General features: G+C 68.9%; 14 protein-coding genes. 6 read left to right on the top strand and 8 right to left on the bottom strand.

Annotation, left to right across the window (positions count from 1 at the left end; translation table 11 throughout):
* From OV287_RS09770 to OV287_RS09760, 3 genes are read right to left on the bottom strand one after another with little or no spacing between them, the layout of a single operon-like run.
* Nucleotides 1–1,266, bottom strand: coding sequence for an ABC transporter permease (locus tag OV287_RS09770; RefSeq protein WP_267533732.1), 1,266 nt, complete (start codon nt 1,264–1,266; stop codon nt 1–3).
* Nucleotides 1,263–2,531: an ABC transporter permease gene (locus OV287_RS09765; RefSeq protein ID WP_267533731.1), complete on the bottom strand. Its 1,269-nt coding sequence runs from the start codon at nt 2,529–2,531 to the stop codon at nt 1,263–1,265. The genes OV287_RS09770 and OV287_RS09765 overlap by 4 nt, the downstream gene beginning before the upstream one ends.
* The gene (locus OV287_RS09760) at nt 2,528–3,184 is read right to left on the bottom strand and encodes a TetR/AcrR family transcriptional regulator (protein WP_267533730.1); all 657 of its coding nucleotides are present in this window, start codon (nt 3,182–3,184) and stop codon (nt 2,528–2,530) included. Before OV287_RS09760 ends, OV287_RS09765 begins: the two co-directional genes overlap by 4 nt.
* A 131-nt stretch (nt 3,185–3,315) precedes the next feature.
* On the opposite strand from OV287_RS09760, the gene OV287_RS09755 reads away from it, so the two are divergent.
* The 5 genes from OV287_RS09755 (at nt 3,316) to OV287_RS09735 (ending at nt 12,266) form a co-directional block, all read left to right on the top strand.
* Nucleotides 3,316–4,848 (top strand): MBOAT family O-acyltransferase, encoded by a 1,533-nt coding sequence (locus tag OV287_RS09755; RefSeq protein ID WP_267533729.1) that lies wholly within the window; start codon nt 3,316–3,318, stop codon nt 4,846–4,848.
* Nucleotides 4,849–4,861: 13 nt separating this feature from the next.
* Nucleotides 4,862–5,890 (top strand): hypothetical protein, encoded by a 1,029-nt coding sequence (locus tag OV287_RS09750; protein ID WP_267533728.1) that lies wholly within the window; start codon nt 4,862–4,864, stop codon nt 5,888–5,890.
* Between the two features lie 173 nt (nt 5,891–6,063).
* Nucleotides 6,064–7,905: a serine/threonine-protein kinase gene (locus tag OV287_RS09745; protein WP_267533727.1), complete on the top strand. Its 1,842-nt coding sequence runs from the start codon at nt 6,064–6,066 to the stop codon at nt 7,903–7,905.
* Nucleotides 7,906–7,976: 71 nt separating this feature from the next.
* Nucleotides 7,977–11,753: a DUF3858 domain-containing protein gene (locus OV287_RS09740; RefSeq protein ID WP_267533726.1), complete on the top strand. Its 3,777-nt coding sequence runs from the start codon at nt 7,977–7,979 to the stop codon at nt 11,751–11,753.
* 12 nt (nt 11,754–11,765) lie between these two features.
* Complete coding sequence (locus OV287_RS09735; RefSeq protein ID WP_267533725.1) at nt 11,766–12,266, top strand: YkgJ family cysteine cluster protein; 501 nt, start codon at nt 11,766–11,768, stop codon at nt 12,264–12,266.
* 75 nt (nt 12,267–12,341) lie between these two features.
* Here OV287_RS09735 and infC read toward each other — a convergent pair whose 3' ends face one another.
* The 3 genes from infC to OV287_RS09720 form a co-directional block, all read right to left on the bottom strand.
* A complete protein-coding gene (gene infC / locus OV287_RS09730; protein WP_267542320.1) occupies nt 12,342–13,046 on the bottom strand; it encodes a translation initiation factor IF-3 in 705 nt (234 codons plus the stop codon).
* Nucleotides 13,047–13,297: 251 nt separating this feature from the next.
* On the bottom strand, nt 13,298–15,190 hold the full coding sequence (locus tag OV287_RS09725) for an extracellular catalytic domain type 1 short-chain-length polyhydroxyalkanoate depolymerase (RefSeq protein WP_267533724.1): 1,893 nt from the start codon (nt 15,188–15,190) through the stop codon (nt 13,298–13,300).
* Nucleotides 15,191–15,366: 176 nt separating this feature from the next.
* Entirely contained in the window at nt 15,367–16,128 is a 762-nt protein-coding gene (locus OV287_RS09720; protein ID WP_267533723.1) for a crotonase/enoyl-CoA hydratase family protein, read from the bottom strand.
* A 170-nt stretch (nt 16,129–16,298) separates the two neighbouring features.
* On the opposite strand from OV287_RS09720, the gene OV287_RS09715 reads away from it, so the two are divergent.
* Nucleotides 16,299–17,048 (top strand): fatty acid desaturase family protein, encoded by a 750-nt coding sequence (locus tag OV287_RS09715; protein WP_267533722.1) that lies wholly within the window; start codon nt 16,299–16,301, stop codon nt 17,046–17,048.
* A gap of 34 nt (nt 17,049–17,082) precedes the next feature.
* Here the strand turns inward: OV287_RS09715 and OV287_RS09710 are convergent, their stop codons facing one another.
* The gene (locus OV287_RS09710) at nt 17,083–17,619 is read right to left on the bottom strand and encodes a hypothetical protein (RefSeq protein WP_267533721.1); all 537 of its coding nucleotides are present in this window, start codon (nt 17,617–17,619) and stop codon (nt 17,083–17,085) included.
* A gap of 94 nt (nt 17,620–17,713) precedes the next feature.
* The gene (gene sufT, locus OV287_RS09705; protein WP_267533720.1) at nt 17,714–18,274 is read right to left on the bottom strand and encodes a putative Fe-S cluster assembly protein SufT; all 561 of its coding nucleotides are present in this window, start codon (nt 18,272–18,274) and stop codon (nt 17,714–17,716) included.
* Nucleotides 18,275–18,286: the final 12 nt, after the last annotated feature.

Here is an 18,286-nt window from a genome sequence, read left to right as displayed (position 1 = left end):
TCACACCGAGCGCAGCGCTTCCACCGGCTCCAGGCGGCTGGCCCTCCACGCTGGCCACGCCGCCGCAACCAGGGCGCCCACCACCGCTACCACCAGGGTGAGCCCCACGAACGAGGGGTTCAGCTCCGGGCGCAGCACGGACTGCGAGCCACTGTTGACCACCATCGACATGGGAATGCCCCGCGCCGCGATGCCTCGCACGATGGCGCTCCCCAGCAGCACGCCCCCGACCCCGCCCAGCACCCCGAGCAGGGTCGCCTCCACCAGGAACATCGCCAGCACCTGCTTGCGGCGCATCCCCACCGCCAGCATGGTGCCAATCTCCCGCACCCGCTCGAACACGCTCATCAGCATGGTGTTGATGATGCCCGTGATGATGATGACGAAGAGGATGAGGGAGATGAGCCCCATCACGAACCGCTGACGGCTGATGACGTCCCGCACGAAGGGCTGCAGGTCCTGCCAGGTGTGCACCTCGTACTGGGGACCGAGCGTCCCACGCAGGTCCGCCGCGATGCGCTCCAGGTTGCGCAGCTCGTCCACAGCCACGGCGAGCTCCGTAACGCGCCCCTCCAGACCCAGCAGCTCCTGCGCCAGCTTCAGCGGCACCGTCACCACGCGCTTGTTCTCGAAGGGCAGGCTGGACACGCTCAGTCCCTCCACCGACACGTCCAGCGAGTTGGCGCGGCCCTTGGGGCTCGACGAGGCGAGCGTCACCCGGTCCACCAGGGCCTCGGCCCCTGCTGCCTTCGCCTTCTCCGCCGGCGTCACCGCATGGAAGGACTGCGCCAGCTCGTTGCCGAGAATGGCGTGGGCATGGTCTCCCCCTGCGAGCGCCCGGCCTCCCGGCAGCACGTCGAAGCCAGCCCGCGGCACGGCCTGCTTCTCCGTAGCCAGGTCCAGCCCGCGGCCCACGAACATCGTCTGGGACACGCCGTTGCTCACCAGCCCGGAGAACTGGATGCGGCCCGTGACGCCAGTGACTCCAGGCACGGCACGGATGCGGGCCAGCAGGGCCTCGTCGTAGGGAATGCTCGGCTCCAGCAGCAGCGCATCGCTGCTGTCCATGTAGCCGGTAGTGTGAATCTGCAGGGCGCCCGTCTTGCCCTGGACGATGTCGTCCACCATGAGGCGTACGAAGCCGTCGATAAAGCCGCGCAGCACCAGCACGGCCGTAACGCCCAGCAGGACGGCGGCCAGGGTAACGAGGCTGCGGCGGCGGTTACGCGCCACGTTGCGCGCGGCGAGAGCAGAAAGAGAGCTCATGAGTGGGCCAAGGCCTCCACCGGACGGAGCTGGGCGGCACGGTACGCGGGCCACAGAGCGGCGAGCGCCGCGCCCACCGTGGCCATGCCCACCGCGCGCACCAGGTACAGCACCGAGACATGGGGACGGATGATGCTGTCCGCCACCGCACCGGGCGCCGGCAGGTGGATGCCCCGCTGGCCGAGCCACAGCGTCACCGCCCACCCCACCAGCGCTCCGAGAATGCCGCCCACCAGCCCCAGCACCGCCCCCTCCAGCAGGAAGAGCGTCACCACCTGCCGTCGCCGCGTCCCCACCGCGAGCATGGTGCCAATCTCCCGCACCCGCTCCAGCACGCTCATCAGCATCACGTTGACGATGCCCAGCAGCACCGTCAGCAGGAACACCGACGTCATGATGCCGAAGATGAAGTCCTGGTGGCCCACGAGCTGCGCGATGAAGGGCAGCACCTGATCCCACGTATGGACTTCGTACTCGGGCCCGAGCACGGCCTGCACCGCGTCGCGTACCCGGGGCGCGTCCTCCATCCGTGTCACCGCCAAGGCGTACTCGGTGACGCGGCCCTCCATGCGCAACAGACGCTGTGCCGTGCCCAGCGGGACGTAGCCCTGCCTCCGGTCTCCCGGCGTCGCACTCACCAGCGTGCCAGCCACGCGCACGGCCTCACCATTGAGAGCCCCATCCCGGTCCGCAGACAGCAGCGCGGGCCAGCGCTCCGATGGCACCTGGGCGTCCGTCACCTCCGCGCGCAGGCTCTTGGCCATGTCCGCGTTGAGGAGCAGCTCCGGCGCCTCCACCCCGGACAGGTGCGCCCCCTTGCCCAGCCACGTCGAACGCTGGGGTGTCACCTTCGGCTCCAGCGTGGGATCGAAGGCGGTGATTTGAAGGAAGCCCGTCTTGCCGGCACCCTCGTCCTCCGTGGCGCCCTCCGCATCTGGCAGGGAGAGCATTCCGCCAAAGGCGAGGCGCGGCGACACGGCAACCACGTCCTGCACGGACGCGATGCGTCGGCGCAGCTCCTCGGAGTCCGCCATGTCCAGCGTCAGCGGCGAGCCCTGCACGTTGGCCAGGTAGCCCTTCTTGTGCACCTGCACCGCGCCCACCTGTCCGAAGACGAGGTTCTCGAGAATCACGCGCTGCTGACCGTTGACGAAGCCGCGCAGCCCCACCATGGCCCCCACGCCCACCACCAGCGCGACGAGCGAGATGGTGGTGCGGCGCCGGTTGCGCAGCAGGTTGCGCGCGGCGAGCGAGAGGAGCCTCATGAGCGCCTCCGCGAAACGGACTTCACGGTCATGGTTTCTCCCGCCTTCACGGACTCACAGAAATGGTGCACATGCGCGTCCACTTGCGCGAGCAGGCGCTCCACGTCCGGAGTGCCCTCGGCCAGCACCAGGTACATCAGCCGCATCATCAGCATCGGCCCCATGAACTCGAAGGTGTACAGCTCGAAGTCCCCGGGCCGGATGGCTCCCCTGCGCACCAGCTCCGCGAAGAGCACGCCCAGCCGGCTTCGGCTCGTCATGACCGAGGCGTGGACCAGGCCCATGTCCTTCAGCCTCGGGCCCTCGGCCATCAGCATGCGGACGAACTTCTGCGCACGCGGGGTGTTCCAGCTCTCCACCATGGCGTGAGCAATGAAGCGCAGTAACGGCTCGAGGCCCTCCCGCAGCAGCGCATCCAGGTCCAGCGACTCGAGCCGCTCCGACCTGCCCGGTCCCATCTCCTGCAACAACGCCTCGAAGATGGCCGCCTTCGACGGGAAGTGGTGGTACAGCGCGCTCTCGCGCACTCCCACCGCCCGGGCGATCTGCCTCATGGACGTGCCCGCGAAGCCTCCCTCCGAGAACAGGTCCAGCGCCGCGTCCAGAATCAGTTGGCGCGTGTCCCGAGCTTCCTCTTTCGTCGGCCTCGCCATACGTGGGGCCCTTACTTAACGAACGTTCAATAAGTTAGCAAGCAGGGGGGCGGATACCCTCACCCTGTCCCGCTCCCAGGGGGCGAGGGGAGATTTGGTAACCTGGGGGCTTCCGGCGTTTCGGCTCGCGGATGCTCTTCAACTCGCACGTCTTCCTCTTCGCCTTCCTGCCCGCGGCCCTCCTCGTCTACTTCGGGCTGGGGCACCGCGGCCGCACGCGCGAGGCCCTGTTCTCCCTCCTCGCCGCCTCCCTCGTCTTCTACGGCTGGTGGTCCGCCGGCTACGTGCTGCTGCTCGTCGCCTCGCTGTCCTTCGACTACCTGCTCGGCGCGCGCATCGCCGCCCTCTCCTCCGTGGACAAGCGGCGCGCCCGCTGGCTCCTCATCGCCGGCCTCACCATCGACCTGGGGCTGCTCGCGTACTTCAAGTACTCGGGCTTCCTCGTGGAGAACCTCCAGGCGCTGCTCGGGACGCGGTGGGACTACTCACCTCCCCGGCTGCCGCTGGCCATCTCCTTCTATACCTTCCAGCAGGTGGCCTACCTGGTGGACTGCTACCGCACCGGCCACCGCGAGCCGAGCGTCCTGCGCTACGGCCTCTTCGTCACCTTCTTCCCGCATGAGATCGCCGGCCCCCTGGTGAATCACCGGGAGATGCTCCCGCAGTTCGCCTCGCCGGACGTGGCGCGCCTGCGCTCCGAGCGCCTCACCGTGGGGCTCACCTGCTTCTTCCGCGGGCTGTTCAAGAAGGTAGCCGTGGCGGATGTCGTCGCGCAGTTCGCCAATCCCGTCTTCGCCGCCGCCGCCCAGGGCGTGCCGGTGGGCCTCGTGGATGGTTGGGTGGGCGCCATCGCCTTCTCGCTGCAGCTCTACTTCGACTTCTCCGGCTACTCGGATATGGCCATCGGGCTGGCGTGGATGTTCAACATCCGCCTGCCCCTCAACTTCGACACGCCCTACCGCTCGGCGAGCATCGTCGAGTTCTGGCGCCGCTGGCACATCTCCCTCTCTCGCTTCCTGCGCGACTACCTCTATGTGGCGCTGGGCGGCAATCGGAAGGGCCGCGTCCGCCGCTACGTCAACCTGATGCTCACCATGCTGCTCGGCGGGCTGTGGCACGGAGCCGGGTGGAACTTCATCATCTGGGGCGGGCTGCATGGTGCCCTGCTCGTCGTCACCCACGTGTGGACCTCCGTGCGCGAGCGCTGGGAACTGGCGCCACTCGGGCAGGAGGGTCGATGGACTCGGCCCCTGGCCATTGCTTCCACCTATCTGGCGGTGGTGGTGGCCTGGGTCTTCTTCCGCGCCGAGACGCTCGAGGGGGCGCTCGGCGTGCTCCGGGGCATGGCGGGACTGGCGCACGGTGCGCAGCCGGGACTCGCCTTCCGCGCGGTGTGGAACGACGACCTCTCCGGCTTCTTCCGAGCGGCGACGAAGACGGCCGTGCTGCTCGCGGCGCTCCCGGTGGTGTTCCTGTCGGGCGGCCTGCACCGCTGGATGGGGCCTCACAACCCCGCGCTGGTGGAGGACTCGCCTCGCGCGTTCCCAGCGTCGCGTTGGGGCTGGCAGCCCACGCCGGGACAGGTGCTCGCCTGCGCCGCAATGGCCGCGGTGGCCATCCTCCGCCTCAGCGAAGTGAGCGAGTTCATCTATTACAACTTCTAGCGTGGACACGCCCGTGAGCATGGACAGGTACCTCAAGCAGTGGGCGGTGGCCACGGCGGCACTGGTGTTGGGTGCGCTCGCGCTCAACCTGCTCGTGGATCCGCTCTGGTACGGCCGGGGCAACCGCCTCACCGGGCGCAACTACGAGTTCAACGAGCGCGTCTCCAAGGCCAACCTCTTCTTCCAGGACCCCGCCCGCTACGACTGCATCATCCTGGGCAGCTCCACCTCCACCATCGTGCGCCCCTCATTGCTGGAGCCGCACCGCTGCCTCAACCTCGCGTTCAGCGCGGGGGTGGTGGGCGAGTTCCTCTCCTATGCCCGGTGGTTGCGCGCCCATGGGGCGAAGCCCTCACTCGTCATCGTCGGAGCGGACTTCGTGAACTTCGACCCCCGGGTGGACGCGCAGGTGGACGTGCCGGACTTCGTCGCCCGGAGCGAGGCGCCTCCCCCGCGCTGGAAGAGCTACCTGTCGTTGGACGCGCTCCTCTGGTCGATGCTGGCGGTGCTGGACCAGTCGCCCTACCCCAAGTTCTACGACGAGCGCTTCGAGGTGGTGGTCCGTCCCGACGCCGGCACCTTCGACCCCGAGGGCCTGCGGAGTTCCCCGCGCACGCTGGAGCCAACCCGGGTGGCACGCTTCCGCGAGCTGCGCGACCTCTTTCCCGAGGCCCGCTTCGTCGGATGGATGCCGCCGCTGTCCGCGTGGCACGTGGCCGAGCTGGAGCGCACGGGTGTGCTACCGGACTACCTGCGCAGCCTGCACGCACTCACGTCCGTGTTCGACGAGGTCTATGACTTCGCTGTGCCCTCCGACGTCACCTCGCACACCGGCAACACCTACGACGGGCGCCACTACGGCAACGAGGTCAACGCCCGAGTCACCCGCAGGCTCGCGGGGCACGAGGACACATTTGGCGCCCAGGTGAACGGATTGCCGCTGGAGTCCTACCGCGCCCTCTATGACGAAGGGTTGCGGCGCTTCCGGGCAGGTGGCGATGCGAGCCCTTCCGCTCCGGTGAGCGGCCCCCCAGTGCCGTAAGCACGCGGACTCTCGTACTCTCAGCAAACTCCAGCGCTGCGGTGTAGGTGGAAAACCGTACACGGACCGGAGACGCTCACACGCTCTCTTCCCGTAGCATCCTGGATCATCCTGTACGCCAGGAGCCGGCAGGTTCTGCTAGCCTGAGCGCCCTCTTCCGGACCCCTCCGCTCATGCCATCGCTCGACGTAACCTCGACCGCCATCAGCCGGACGCACTCGCCGGATCTCATCCCCGGCTATCGCTTGGAGAGCCTCGTCGGCGCTGGCGGCATGGGAGAGGTGCACAAGGCCACCCAGCTCTCCCTGGGCCGCACCGTCGCCGTCAAACTGCTCAGCCAGCAGCTCGCCCAGGAGGAGAGCTTCGTCGCCCGCTTCCAGAAGGAAGCCGCGGCGCTCGCCACCCTGCGCCACCCCAACATCGTCTCCATCGTCGACAAGGGCAGCACCGTGTCGACGTATTACCTGGTGATGGAGTTCGTGGACGGGCCCTCGCTGCGAGAACGGATGCGCGCGCCCCAGGAGGATTCGCAGGACACGCTGCGGGTAATGCTGCAGATCTGCCGGGCCATCGAGTACGCGCACGGCCGCGGCGTCATCCACCGGGACCTCAAGCCGGAGAACATCCTCTTCGACGAGCAGGCCGGTGACATCCCCAAGGTGACGGACTTCGGCCTGGCCTCGTTCCTCGAGGACACCAGCACGCGCTTCGCCCTCACCGGCACCCATATGGCCATGGGGACGCTGTCCTATATGGCGCCCGAGCAGCGGGTGGACGCGAAGAACGCGGACGGGCGCGCGGACATCTTCGCGCTCGGCCTCATCCTGTACGAGATGCTGGTGGGCGAGTTGCCCGCGGGCAGCTTCGAGCCCCCCTCGCGCCGCAAGCCGAAGTTGGACCCGAGGCTGGACGGCATCATCGCCAACTGCCTCAAGCAGCAGCCCGCGGATCGCTACGCGACCGTCTCCGACCTCATCCGGGACCTGGAGCCGCTCGCGCCCCACTACTACACCACCATGCGGCCGGCGAAGCTCAGCCGGATGCAGCGCGTGGGCCGGGCCGTGCGCAAAGCGGTGCGCGTCTTCATGCAAGGAGTGGCCGCGCTGCTGGTGCTGTCCGCGATGGGCGTGTTGGCCCTGGCGTACCAGCGCACCCTGGAAAGGCGCGTGCCAATACCGCCGGGCATCGCGCTCACCGGGGCGCTCGGACCGGCTTCGGCGGAGCGCTTCGCGGGACGGTTGTCGTCCTCGGACGGCGAGCCGCGCAAGGTGACGTTGGGAGAAGGGCCCGACAAACCCTCAATGCTGGTATCTGGCCGTCGCCTCGAGCTCGATGACAAGAAGCTCGTCTTTCCGGCCGTGGAAGGCCAGTCGCGAGTGGGCCTCATGCGCGTGGACCTGCCGGGCATGAAGGGTGACACCGCCCGCTTCGTGGCCCGGGTGAATACCTTGCGCCGCGAACCCACGTTCCCAGAGACACTCCGGCATGCATTGCTCCAAGATCCTCTGCCGGACTCGCAGGTCGCGCTGTTGCTGCTCGAAGAAACGGCGCAGCCCGACGACCCGAAGAGGTACGTGGCCCTGGTGTATGGCGGTGCCGGTGTCCCCATCCGGCTCGAGTGGAGGCTGGGAGAGAAGCGGGGAACCATGCTGGGGCCCGATTCCCCTGAAGGTCCCGTGGAGCTAGAGCTGGCCGTGGACGAGGAAGGAGCCCTCGTCGCCTTGCTGGGTAGCAAGGGAGACAAGCGCCCCATCTTCGAGCCCCTCCAGCTGGGGCTGAACTGGCAAGAACTGAGGTTCGGCGGCCCACCAGCCCCTGCCTTCGGCTGCATCGAGGGTATCTGCCAGGCCGAGAGCTTCAGCTATCAGGTCAAGCCCGCGCCGCCCAAGCCCGCCGGGGTGGTCCAAGCATCGGCGCCTGTCCGGGCAGAGACGCCCAGGCCTGTCGCTCCCACTCCCGCCAAGCGGCCCCCGCCCAAGCCCGCCCCCGCACCGAAGGGCAAGCGTTCGAAGTAAGCAGAAGAGGGGCCAACCGCTGCAAGTGGATGTGGCCTCACCCGTGGGATTGAATTATCCCTGTGCGCTCCATGCGCACGCCCACTCGCCGCCTCACCGCGCTGCTGCTCGTCGCCGGCCTCATGGCCGGCTGTGCCCACTCCACCTCGCCCACCGAGGTGCTCGAACGAGCCGCCACCGCGGCGCAGAAGGGAAACAGCGAAGCGCGCACGCTCGCGCTCGCTGGCTTCCACTCCTGGTTGATGACGGGGGACCCGGCCGCGGCCCAGGCCCGCTTCGATGAGGCCGGCGCCAAGGACCCGGCCGACCCCTACGCCCTCTACGGCCAGCACCTGCTCGCGCGCCGTGCCGCCCAACCGCGCCGCGCGCTCGACGCCGCGCTGGCGGTGGCCACCCGAGCCCCGCACCATCCCCTCGCGGTGCCCTCCGCCCGCTACGTGCTGGACATGGTGGGCTCCTCCCCCGCGCTGGATGACGTCATCCTGACGGGCCTCCAGACCGCGCTCGACGCCGGTGCCTCGGGCGAGGCCGCTCAGTTGCTGCGCGCCAGCCAGGTGGCCATCCTCGGGCTGAGGGATGACCGGGCCGCCCAGGCCCGCGCGCTCAAGGACATGGGCGCGGTGGACACGGCCACGCTGGTGGGGCCCTACTCGCCCTGGCACCTGCTCGCCTTCGACGAACTCACCCCGCCGGAGAAGGACGGCTCGCTGGCGGGCCCCTTCACCGGCCCCTTCGGTCCGCTCGTGCCGCGCACCCTGCGCGCGCCGGACAGCCGCCTGGACGTGGCGGGCGAGCCGCCCAGCGGCGACATCTACCTGATGGCCGTGGACGCCGAAGTGCCCGAGGCCGGCGTCTACCTGGTGCGCGCCGTCTCCGCCTCCTCGTTCAAGGTGATGGTGGATGGAGCGCCCCTGCTGGAGCGCCGCGACTTCACTCGCGCCGCGTCCACGGTGGCCGTGCGTCCCGTGCAGCTCTCGGCGGGCCGGCACCGCATCCTCATCAAGCTGCTGAAGGACCAGCAGCGCGGGGCCAACGTGTCCTTCTCCCTGGCGCGCGCGGACGGACGCCCGTCGGCCATCCGCTACAGCCCGGCCACTGGGCCCGCGCCCTCCTCGTGGGGCTCGGCGCCCCGGGAGGCGAAGGCGGAGCTGGTGTACCCCCGCGCGGAGGACCTGGCCGCTGCGCTCGCCGGTGAGGCGGGCCCGCTGCTGGCGGACTTCGCCGCGGTGCGCGACGGAATGGGAAGGGACTCCGATGGGGCCTGGCGGCTGATGACGCGCCTGCAGCAGGCGACGCAGGTGGCCGCCGTCCTCTCGCTGCGCGCCGAGCTGGCCGCGCTGGACCGGAGCATTCCCACCAAGGTGGCGCGCGGACGCGCGACGAGGGACATCGAGGCGGCGCTGACGAAGGACCCGGGCGACGTGACGGCGCTGCTGCTGCGCGCCGAGCTGTCGCTCAACGACGGGCAGAATTCAGCGGCCATGGAGGCGCTCAAGACGGCGCGGGCGGCGGTGAAGCAGCCGGGCTGGCCCGTGTACCTGCTGGAGGCGCGCACGGCGATGGCGCTGGAGGTGGAGAGTGCGGCCGAGGAGAGCCTGGAGGCGGCACTCCAAGCGCAGCCGGGGCTGTGCGATGCGCTGGGGATGCGCTACGGGCTGGCGCGTCGCCGCGACGCGGTGGCACGCGCGGATGAGCTGATGGCCTCGATGGCGGGCTGCCCGGGCGCGCTCAGCCGTGCCGCCGATCATGCGCGGATGCGGGGAGACCCGGAGCGCTCCGCTGCCCTCTACCAGCAACAGCTCATGCGCAACCCGGGCGACATCACCACTGGCCTCTCCCTGACGAGCGCGTATGTGGCACAGCGCCGCTTCGACGATGCCACGGCCACGATGAAGAACCTGAGCGCGCTCTGGCCACGAAACCCGCGGGTGCTGGAGAAGCTGGCGGACGTGCGCGAGCTGGCCGGAGACACGACCGGGGCGCTGGCCCTGCGCGAGCAGGCCCTGTTGCTGGATGGCGACAACCTGGCCCTGCGCCGCGCCGTGGTGCGCGCGAAGACGGGGCAGGAGATTCTCCAGGCGTACGCCATCGACGGGCGGCAGGCCATCAAGGACTACGAGGCCAACCCGGGCGCCCAGGAGAGCGCCGCGGTCTTCGTGCTGGACGCGGCAGCCACGCAGGCCTGGCCGGACGGCTCGCAGATTACCCGCATCCACAGCATCCAGAAGGCGCTGGAGCAGAGCGGCGTGCAGGAGATCGCCGAGGTGAATCTGCCTTCAGGCGCGCAGGTGTTGGCGCTGCGCACCATCAAGGCGGATGGCACGGTGCTGGAGCCGGAGAGCATCGCGGGCAAGGACACCATCAGCCTGCCGGGTGTGCAGGTGGGGGACTACGTGGAGGTGGAGTACCTGCTGGCGGAGGGCTCTCGCGGGCCGGCGCAGCCGGGCTTCAAGGCATCGGACTTCTACTTCCGCATCGCCAACATGCCGGATCACCGGGCCATCTACACGGTGGTGGCACCCAAGGGCACGGGCATGAAGGTGGACGCGCACAACATGAAGGTGCCGCAGCCCGTGGTGAAGGGGGACGAGGAGGTCTTCACCTTCGAGGTGAAGAACGTGCCGCCCTTCATCCCCGAGCCGGATGGTCCTCCGTCGAGCAAGGAGTACCTGCCCTTCGTGGTGGTGGGCGCGGGCACGACAGGCAACGACAAGCTGGTGGCGGTGTACTCGGATGCATTCCTCGACCGGGGCGCGCTCAACTGGGAGCTGGAGGCGTTTGCGCGCGAGGCAGCCGGAGACAAGCGCGGGCTGGAGGCGGTGAAGGCGCTGTACACGGCGGTGATGAAGCGCTTCAGCGGCCGGGATGCGGGGCTGACGCAGTCGGCGTCGGCGTCGGTGGCGCAGGACCGGGGCAGCCGGATGTGGGTGCTGAAGGCGGGACTGGAGGCGCTAGGGATTCCGACGCGCATCGTAGCCGTGCGCACCTTCTCGGCGGATCCAGCGGAGTACCTGTTCCCCGAGGAGTCGCTGCTGCCGTACGTGACGCTGCGAGCGGAGGTGCCGGGAGAGGAGCCGGTGTGGCTGGACACCACCACGCGGTTCGCGCCCTTCGGTGAGCTGCCCGAGTCGGCACTGGGCGGGCGTGACGCATACCTGCTGCCCGAGCCTGGCCGTGCGATGGAGAAGGTGAAGACGCCGCCCGTGAAGCAGCGGCCCGGCAAGCTGGTGAAGCTGGCGCTGGAGGTGGATGGAAACGGTCAGCTGCTCGGCAAGGGCGAGGAGCAGTACACGGGCTTTGATGCGGCGCAGCTCGCGGAAGCCTTCGAGGCCATCTCCGGGGAGCGCCGGCGGCAGGCATTGCAGGGCGCTGTAGGCCGCTACTTCGGCGGGGCGGAGCTGACGGACCTGAAGCTGGAGCGCTCGGAGGAGGTGGGGGCGCCCTTCACGGTGCGCTATGCGTTCAAGGCGTCCGGCTTCGCCCGGGCGGACAAGGACAAGCTGGTGCTGCCGCCCATCACCATGCCCTCGAGCCTGGGACGCCAGTACGTGCAGATCAGCACGCGCACCACGCCGCTGTACATCGACGACACCGAGGAGAACCGCACGGTGGTGACGCTGACGATGCCGCAGGGCTTCCGGCTGTCGGACCCGCAGGCCCAGCTCAAGGTGGAGGGCCCCTTCGGGCGCCTGCTGCGTACGGAGAAGCAGGAGGGACGCACGCTCACCATCGACGAGACGCTGCGGGTGGAGCGCGCCCGCATCCCGGTGAAGCAGTACGACGACTTCGCGCACTTCGCCGGCGAGGTGGACCTCATCCAGTCGAGGGACCTGGTGCTGGTGAAGTAGGGAGCAGGCGCCATGTCCCTGTCCGAGCTGTGCCGGAGCTGCGGCCTGTGCTGCGACGGCAACCTCTTCAGCCACGTTCCGCTGCAGCGCGCCGAGGCCGACGCCGCCCGGCGGAACGGGCTAGAGGTAGTGTCACTCGCGGATGGCTCGCCGGCCGTCCGCCAGTGCTGCACGGCCTTGAAGGGACGCAGTTGCACCCTCTACGCGGAGCGCCCGGAAGGGTGCCGCCGCTACGCCTGCCGGCTGTTCAACGCGCTGGCGGGTGGGACGGTCTCCTTCGAGGAGGCGCGCTCGGTGGTGGAACAGGCACACGCCCTGCTCTCGGCCGTGGAGCGGGGCCTCGCGCCCGACACGGACCCGCGCCCCACTTCGGTGCTGGAGCGCGCTCGCTTCGCAGCCTGGGGTGAAGCCAGTGGATTCTCGTCCGAAATAGACGCCGCTCGGGAGCGGGCCGAGGCCTTTCTCGATCAGCACTTCCACGGTAGCCCGAGACGCTTCGAGGACCCGACCTGAGCTCGAGGAAGGTGCCGTGAGGTGCTGCGCCACACGCGGTGGAGAACATCGTCCACCGCGTGCGGGTGCTTCCGCTTACGGAGCCGGGCTAGTGGCATCCTGCGGGCCCACGTCAGGGGCCGTCTCAGCAGGAGCCGGCTTCTCGGCGCTCGGCGGAGGGGACTTCTCGGCACTCGGCGGAGGGGGCTTCTTGGCGCTGGCAGCGGCCTGCTTCACCAGCTCGCGGGCCCGCTGAGCGACCTTCGGCGTGGGCGCGAGAATCATGAACATCATGCGCCCTTCCATCCGGGGCGCCATCTCCACCACCGCCACGTCCTTCAGGTCGTTCGCCACGTCTGTCAGGATGGCCGTGCCCTGTTCCTTGTGGGTAATTTCCCGACCCCGGAACTGGATGACGACCTTCGCCTTGTTGCCGTCCTCGATGAAACGGCGCGTGTTGCGGACCTTGAACTCGTAGTCGTGCTCCTCGGTCTTCGGGCGCAGCTTCACTTCCTTGAGCTGCACCACGACCTGCGCACGCTTCGACTCCGCGGCCTTCTTCTTCTCCTCGTACTTGAACTTGCCGTAGTCCATCACCTTGCAGACAGGCGGATGGGCCATGGGGCTGATCTCGACGAGGTCGAGTCCCTGGTCTCGGGCCAGCGAGAGGGCTGCCTCGAGGGGCATGACACCAAGCTGGCTGCCATCGGACCCCACGACGCGGACTTCGCGGGCGCGGATACGGCGGTTCGTTCTCTGATCGCGGCTACCGCCGCGGGCACTTTTCTGATCGCGAATGATGTGCGCTTCCTCCGAATAGGGGTTCAAACCTGCTCCCGGGAAAGATGGGGCAGGTCCCTGCGGTACGGCATGAAGTGGGACGCGGACGGCAGGTGGCCCACCTGGCTGACATCTCCGCGCAGCGGGAATGCCTCGAAGCACCCCCTCTCCTACTGGGAGAGGGAGCGTACGAACAGGCGGACAACGTGCCCGTGGCCATAAGAGCACACATAGCACCTGGTTCGCCTTTCCGCCGAGGATTCACATGGGTACTACGGCGTATAAACAACAGTGAGCGTGGCGTTCGTCCCATCCTTGACGAACAGGTAGGCCGTCCCCGCCTGATCCTGGGTGAAACGCAGCCGGAGCTGGGTCTTGCCCGTCTTGTGGATGGAGGAGAGCCCGGCACCGCTGAAATCCTCCGAATTCGTGGTGCCCGCCGTGAACTTCGCGATGCCCGCCACCGCGCTCGCACTGGCGGCGGCGTCCCAGTCGCTCACCTCGGTCGTGGCCGCGTTGAAGGTCCCCGAATTCACGTCGATGACCAGCGTGTTGTCAGCGGGGCTCGCCCACGGGTCGCCCGAACCGGACGAGTAGCTCACGGAGAGGTAAGCGCGGCTGATGGTCGCGCCGTCCGGGAGGCTGGAGGTGTCAAACGACAGGAAGGAGCGGTTGAACTTGCCGTCCGTGCCCTTCCCCAGCGCCAGGTTGGTGAGCGTGCCGAGCGCCGCCGCGCTACCATCCGCGTTCGCCTTCAGGTAGCCATCGTCCGCGGCGATGCTCGTGAAGCTCACCGTCACCGGCGTCGAGCCACCACCGCTGTTGCTCACCGTGACGGACGTATCCGCGTCCGTGGCCGAGTTGCCCGCGGCGTCGAAGGCCTTAGCGCTGAGCGAATGGGTACCGTTGGCCACGCCGGTGCTGTCCCAGCCCAGCTCGTAGGGGGCGGCGCTGTCAGAGCCGGCCAGGGAGCCATCCACGTAGAACTCCACCCGGGTGACGCCCACCGCGTCCGAGGCGCTCGCGGTAAGGGTGACGGTACCGCTCACCGTGGCGCCATCGGCCGGCGCCGTCAGGTTCACCGTGGGCGCGGTGGTGTCGCCCGTGCCGCCACCGCCACCGCCCGTGAGCCCGAAGAACTTCGCCTGGTAGTACGAGGCGCAGATGTTCACATCGGACATGAACGAGCCCGTGGCGCCGCACACGGTGGAGCTGCCCGGGTAGCTGTACTGCGGGTCGATCGCCACCCCGTGGCCCATGCCGGTGAGGTCGTAGGTCTCCACGAGCGTCGTGCCCGCGCTGTCGCGGTACTCCTTGTGCGGGAAGCCCGCGACCGTCTCGGTGAAGTCCGCCGTCTGGTCAATGCCGTGTACGTTGGTCCACTGCTCCATCGCCTCGGTCGCGTTGGAGTTCTTCACCGTGAAGTCGCTCGTACCGTGCCAGATGGACACGCGGGGACGGGCGCCCGTGTAGCCGGAGTAGGCACCGCGCACGAGGTCTCCCCAGGCCGCGGGGGTCTTGTCGACGCCCGGGCTCATACAGGAGAAAGCCGAGGTCATCGAGGTGGCACACTTGTAGGGCCCGCCCGAGTTGACGGCGCCCGCGGAGAAGACGTCCGGGTAGGTGGCGAGCATGACGGGCACCATGTACCCACCGCCCGAGAAGCCCGCGACGAACACACGCGCCGAGTCGACGGAGTAGGCGGACTTCATGTTGTCCACCATCTGCTTGATGGAGAGCGCCTCGCCTCCTCCACGCGCGATGTCACCCGGCTCGAACCAGTTGAAGCAGCTGGTGGAGTTGTTGCTGCTCTGCTGCTGCGCATAGACGACGTAGAACTTGTAGACGTTCGCCGCCGCCGTCCAACCGGTGGACTCCATGGCCGCGGCCATCTGCGTGCAACCATGCAGCACCACCACCAGCGGCGCGTTGGCCGGCATGCTGGCGGGCACGTGCCGGTACATCAGCAGGTTGCCCGGGTTGGTGCCAAAGCCCGTGACCTGCGTGAGCCCACTCTCTACCTGCGCCACGTCAGAGGCTGCCTGCTCCTCGGGAGCGCCTCCCTCGAGCGGACCACAGCTCGCGCCTGCAAGCAGGAGCGCCGCGAAGCGCATCCCACGAGATGGCGTGAACAGCGAACGATGACTGGAGCCGCGATCGTGCATGTTGCCTCCGGGGCCGCCACAGGGGGGAAGTAGGCAGCCTCGGGGTGAGACGAGACTTTCACCGACCGTCTCTGCTCAATACGCGTCGCGTTAAAACAGGCTGAAACATGAACCAGTATTCAGCGAAACCTGAACCAGCATTCAATTGTTGCGTTTTCGCCGCCCCCTGCCCTTCCCTACTCGAATCTGCCGTGGCGGCCGGCGCCCTCCGCGAAGCGCTTCGCGCCACCCAGCGACTCCTTCTCCAGCACCTGGATGCCACGCTGAAACTCCTGGAGAAGCGCCTCCTCCAGCGGGAGCCCGGCCTGCTCATACGCCGAGCGCCGGTCCGCGTTCATGCAGGCCTGCGGGAAGGCGGCGATCTCCCGGGCCAGCTGCTCCGCGGCCTCGCGCGCACTGCCTCGGGGCACCACGCGGTTGACGAGCCCCATGCCCAACGCCTCCTGCGCCGACACCGGACGGCCCGTGAGGATGAGGTCCAGCGCGCGCGACAGGCCAATCAGCCGGGGCAACCGCACCGTTCCCCCGTCGATGAGCGGCACGCCCCAGCGGCGGCAGAACACGCCCAGCACTGCATCCTCCTCGGCCACGCGGAGGTCGCACCAGAGGGACAGCTCCAGCCCTCCCGCCACGGCGTGGCCCGAGATGGCGGCAATCACGGGCTTGCTCAACACCATCCGCGAGGGCCCCATCGGCCCATCCCCTTCCGGCGCCAGATGCGGCAGCCGCCCCTCGGCCACCGCCTTCAGGTCCGCGCCCGCGCAGAAGGTGCCTCCCTCGCCGAGCAGGACACCCACCCGGGCCTCGGCATCCGCCTCGAACTCCCGGAAAGCGCGTGCGAGGGCCTCGGCCGTGGCTCCATCCACGGCATTGCGCACCTCGGGTCGACTGAGGATGACAGTGGTGACGGGACCGTTCTTCTCGATGCGGATGCTCATGGGAGCCCTGTCTCCCACCCTCGGGCGCGCCTCGCAATCCAACGCGACACTCACTCGTGACCCGGACGAGCAGACAGGCCGGGGAGCAACACCCTCACTGATCGTGTAGGCTGATGAACACTCAAGGCAAGACCCAACTCGGGTCCATGCCTCCACCCCAGGAACCCTGAATGTCCACCCCTACGTCCACCCAAGCCCGTCCCAGCCAGTGGCAGGAGAAGCTCGGCGTCGTCCTCTTCTTCGTCCTGTGTGCACTGCTCGCGCGGCGCGTGGTGCAAGCGGCGGGCTCGCAGACGGTGGTGATGATCGCCGTGAGCGGGGTGCTGGGCTTCGTGACGGCCGACCTCGTGTCCGGACTGGTGCACTGGCTGTTCGACACGTGGTTCTCGCGGACCACGCCGGTGCTGGGGAAGACCTTCGTCACCCCCTTCCGCGTCCACCACGAGGATCCGCTCGACATCACCCGCCACGGCTTCGTGGCCACCAACGGGCACAACTGCCTGGTGAGCGTGCCGGTGCTGGCACTCGCGCTGCTGCTGCCCTCGGGGCCCGAGGCGCCGCTGGCCTCGTCCGCGCTCACCTTCGTGCTGATGCTGTGCCTGGGCGTCTTCGGGACCAACCAGTTCCACAAGTGGTCGCACGCGCCGCACGTCTCCCCCGTGGTGGCATGGCTGCAGGCCCGAGGCATCATCCTCGGCCGCGAGCACCATGACGTGCACCACACCGCGCCCCACACGCGCCACTACTGCATCACCACCGGGTGGCTCAACCGGCCCCTGGAGGCCATCGGCTTCTTCGGCCACCTGGAGACCCTCATTACCGCCGTCACCCGGCAGCAGCCCCGCGCGGAGGAGCTGAACCTCCCGCCCGCGCCGGCGGCCCCGGAGAGCGCCCCGGCGCCGGACCTCGCGACGCCGTGAGCTCGCGCTGGGGCCGGCCTTCCGCCGGCCCTGCTCAGAACGTGTAACGGCCGGTGACCTGCGAGCCGGCGAAGCGCAGCTCGACCGCGCCGTGCTCGCTCTTGTTCTGCTCACGCCAGCGCTGCTTCAGCGGGCCAAGCTCGAAGCTCGCGGTCCGGTTCAGCAGCGCCTCGCACGAATCCCCGTTCGCGTCGTGGGCCAGCACCAGCTCCGCCTGCGCCTCACCCGCCGCGGACTTCTGGAAGCTGCCATTCCAGAGCAGCTCGTACGTGTGCTCCTTGCAGCCGCCCCCGTGCATCACCCTCACCACCAGCGTGTCGCCCTGGAGCTCGACGCCCTTGATGATGATGTCGTCCTTGGAGGCTGGAGACGCAGTCACCTGAAGCGGCTTGGGCGTGGCGGCTGCGTCGGCGGGAGCCCGCGGCTCGGCCGGAGGTGCCTCCACCGGTGCGGCCGTGGGGCTCTCAGCGCTGGGGGATGGCTGGGGAGCCTCACCCCCCGTCGAGGACTTCGGCCCCGAGCATCCGAGCAGGGCACAGAGAACGAGACCACTCCAGACTGGCTTTCGCATATCCCCTCCTGACGGCCCGGCTCGGGCCTGAATTCAGACCCTCACCCTAACCCTCTCCCAGGGGGAGAGGGGACACGCACAGGAGGACCTGGGGCTACATCCACCCGAGCTGCAACCGCGCCACGTCCGACATGCGGCTCTGGTCCCATGGCGGCTCCCACACGAGCTGGACGTCCGCCTCCTTCACCCCGGGCAGGCCCGTCACCTTCTGGCGCACGTCATCCACCAGCACCGGCCCCATGCCGCACCCTGGCGCCGTCACCGTCATCTGAATCTCCACCCGGTGACCGCCCTCGGGCAGCGGCGTGGCCTTGCAGGAGTACACCAGCCCCAGCTCCACGATGTTCACCGGAATCTCCGGGTCGTACACCGTGCGGAGCTGCTCCCAGACGCGCTCCTCGTCGAAGGTGCCCTCGGCGGGCTGGGCCTGGGGCTCGGCGGACTTCGGGTTCTGCGCGAGATAGTCGGCGCCCAGCACCTCGGCGTCCTTCTCGTCGATGCGCATGAGCTGCCCGTAGTCGCCCTGCACGGTCACGTTGCCGCCGAGCGTCTGGAGCACCCGCACCTCAGTGCCCGCGGGCACCGTCACCCGCTCGCCACTGGGAATCATCGTCACTTCGCAGTCGCGCGCGAGTGGCGTCAGCAAACCTCTCATCCGAGCTTCCTC

The sequence above is a fragment of the Archangium lansingense genome (assembly GCF_026626635.1).
GTDB lineage: Bacteria > Myxococcota > Myxococcia > Myxococcales > Myxococcaceae > Archangium > Archangium lansingense.
This window is presented reverse-complemented; position numbering and strand designations above follow the sequence as displayed.

What these genes read in the sequence shown, in the direction of transcription:
- OV287_RS09715 (WP_267533722.1), top strand. Translation starts at nt 16,299, where the DNA reads ATGTCCACCCCTACGTCCACCCAAGCCCGTCCCAGCCAGTGGCAGGAG.
- OV287_RS09740 (WP_267533726.1), top strand. Translation starts at nt 7,977, where the DNA reads ATGCGCACGCCCACTCGCCGCCTCACCGCGCTGCTGCTCGTCGCCGGC.
- OV287_RS09770 (WP_267533732.1), bottom strand. Translation starts at nt 1,266, where the DNA reads ATGAGCTCTCTTTCTGCTCTCGCCGCGCGCAACGTGGCGCGTAACCGC.
- OV287_RS09760 (WP_267533730.1), bottom strand. Translation starts at nt 3,184, where the DNA reads ATGGCGAGGCCGACGAAAGAGGAAGCTCGGGACACGCGCCAACTGATT.
- sufT (WP_267533720.1), bottom strand. Translation starts at nt 18,274, where the DNA reads ATGAGAGGTTTGCTGACGCCACTCGCGCGCGACTGCGAAGTGACGATG.
- OV287_RS09735 (WP_267533725.1), top strand. Translation starts at nt 11,766, where the DNA reads ATGTCCCTGTCCGAGCTGTGCCGGAGCTGCGGCCTGTGCTGCGACGGC.
- OV287_RS09755 (WP_267533729.1), top strand. Translation starts at nt 3,316, where the DNA reads ATGCTCTTCAACTCGCACGTCTTCCTCTTCGCCTTCCTGCCCGCGGCC.
- OV287_RS09725 (WP_267533724.1), bottom strand. Translation starts at nt 15,190, where the DNA reads ATGCACGATCGCGGCTCCAGTCATCGTTCGCTGTTCACGCCATCTCGT.
- OV287_RS09710 (WP_267533721.1), bottom strand. Translation starts at nt 17,619, where the DNA reads ATGCGAAAGCCAGTCTGGAGTGGTCTCGTTCTCTGTGCCCTGCTCGGA.
- OV287_RS09765 (WP_267533731.1), bottom strand. Translation starts at nt 2,531, where the DNA reads ATGAGGCTCCTCTCGCTCGCCGCGCGCAACCTGCTGCGCAACCGGCGC.
- OV287_RS09745 (WP_267533727.1), top strand. Translation starts at nt 6,064, where the DNA reads ATGCCATCGCTCGACGTAACCTCGACCGCCATCAGCCGGACGCACTCG.
- OV287_RS09720 (WP_267533723.1), bottom strand. Translation starts at nt 16,128, where the DNA reads ATGAGCATCCGCATCGAGAAGAACGGTCCCGTCACCACTGTCATCCTC.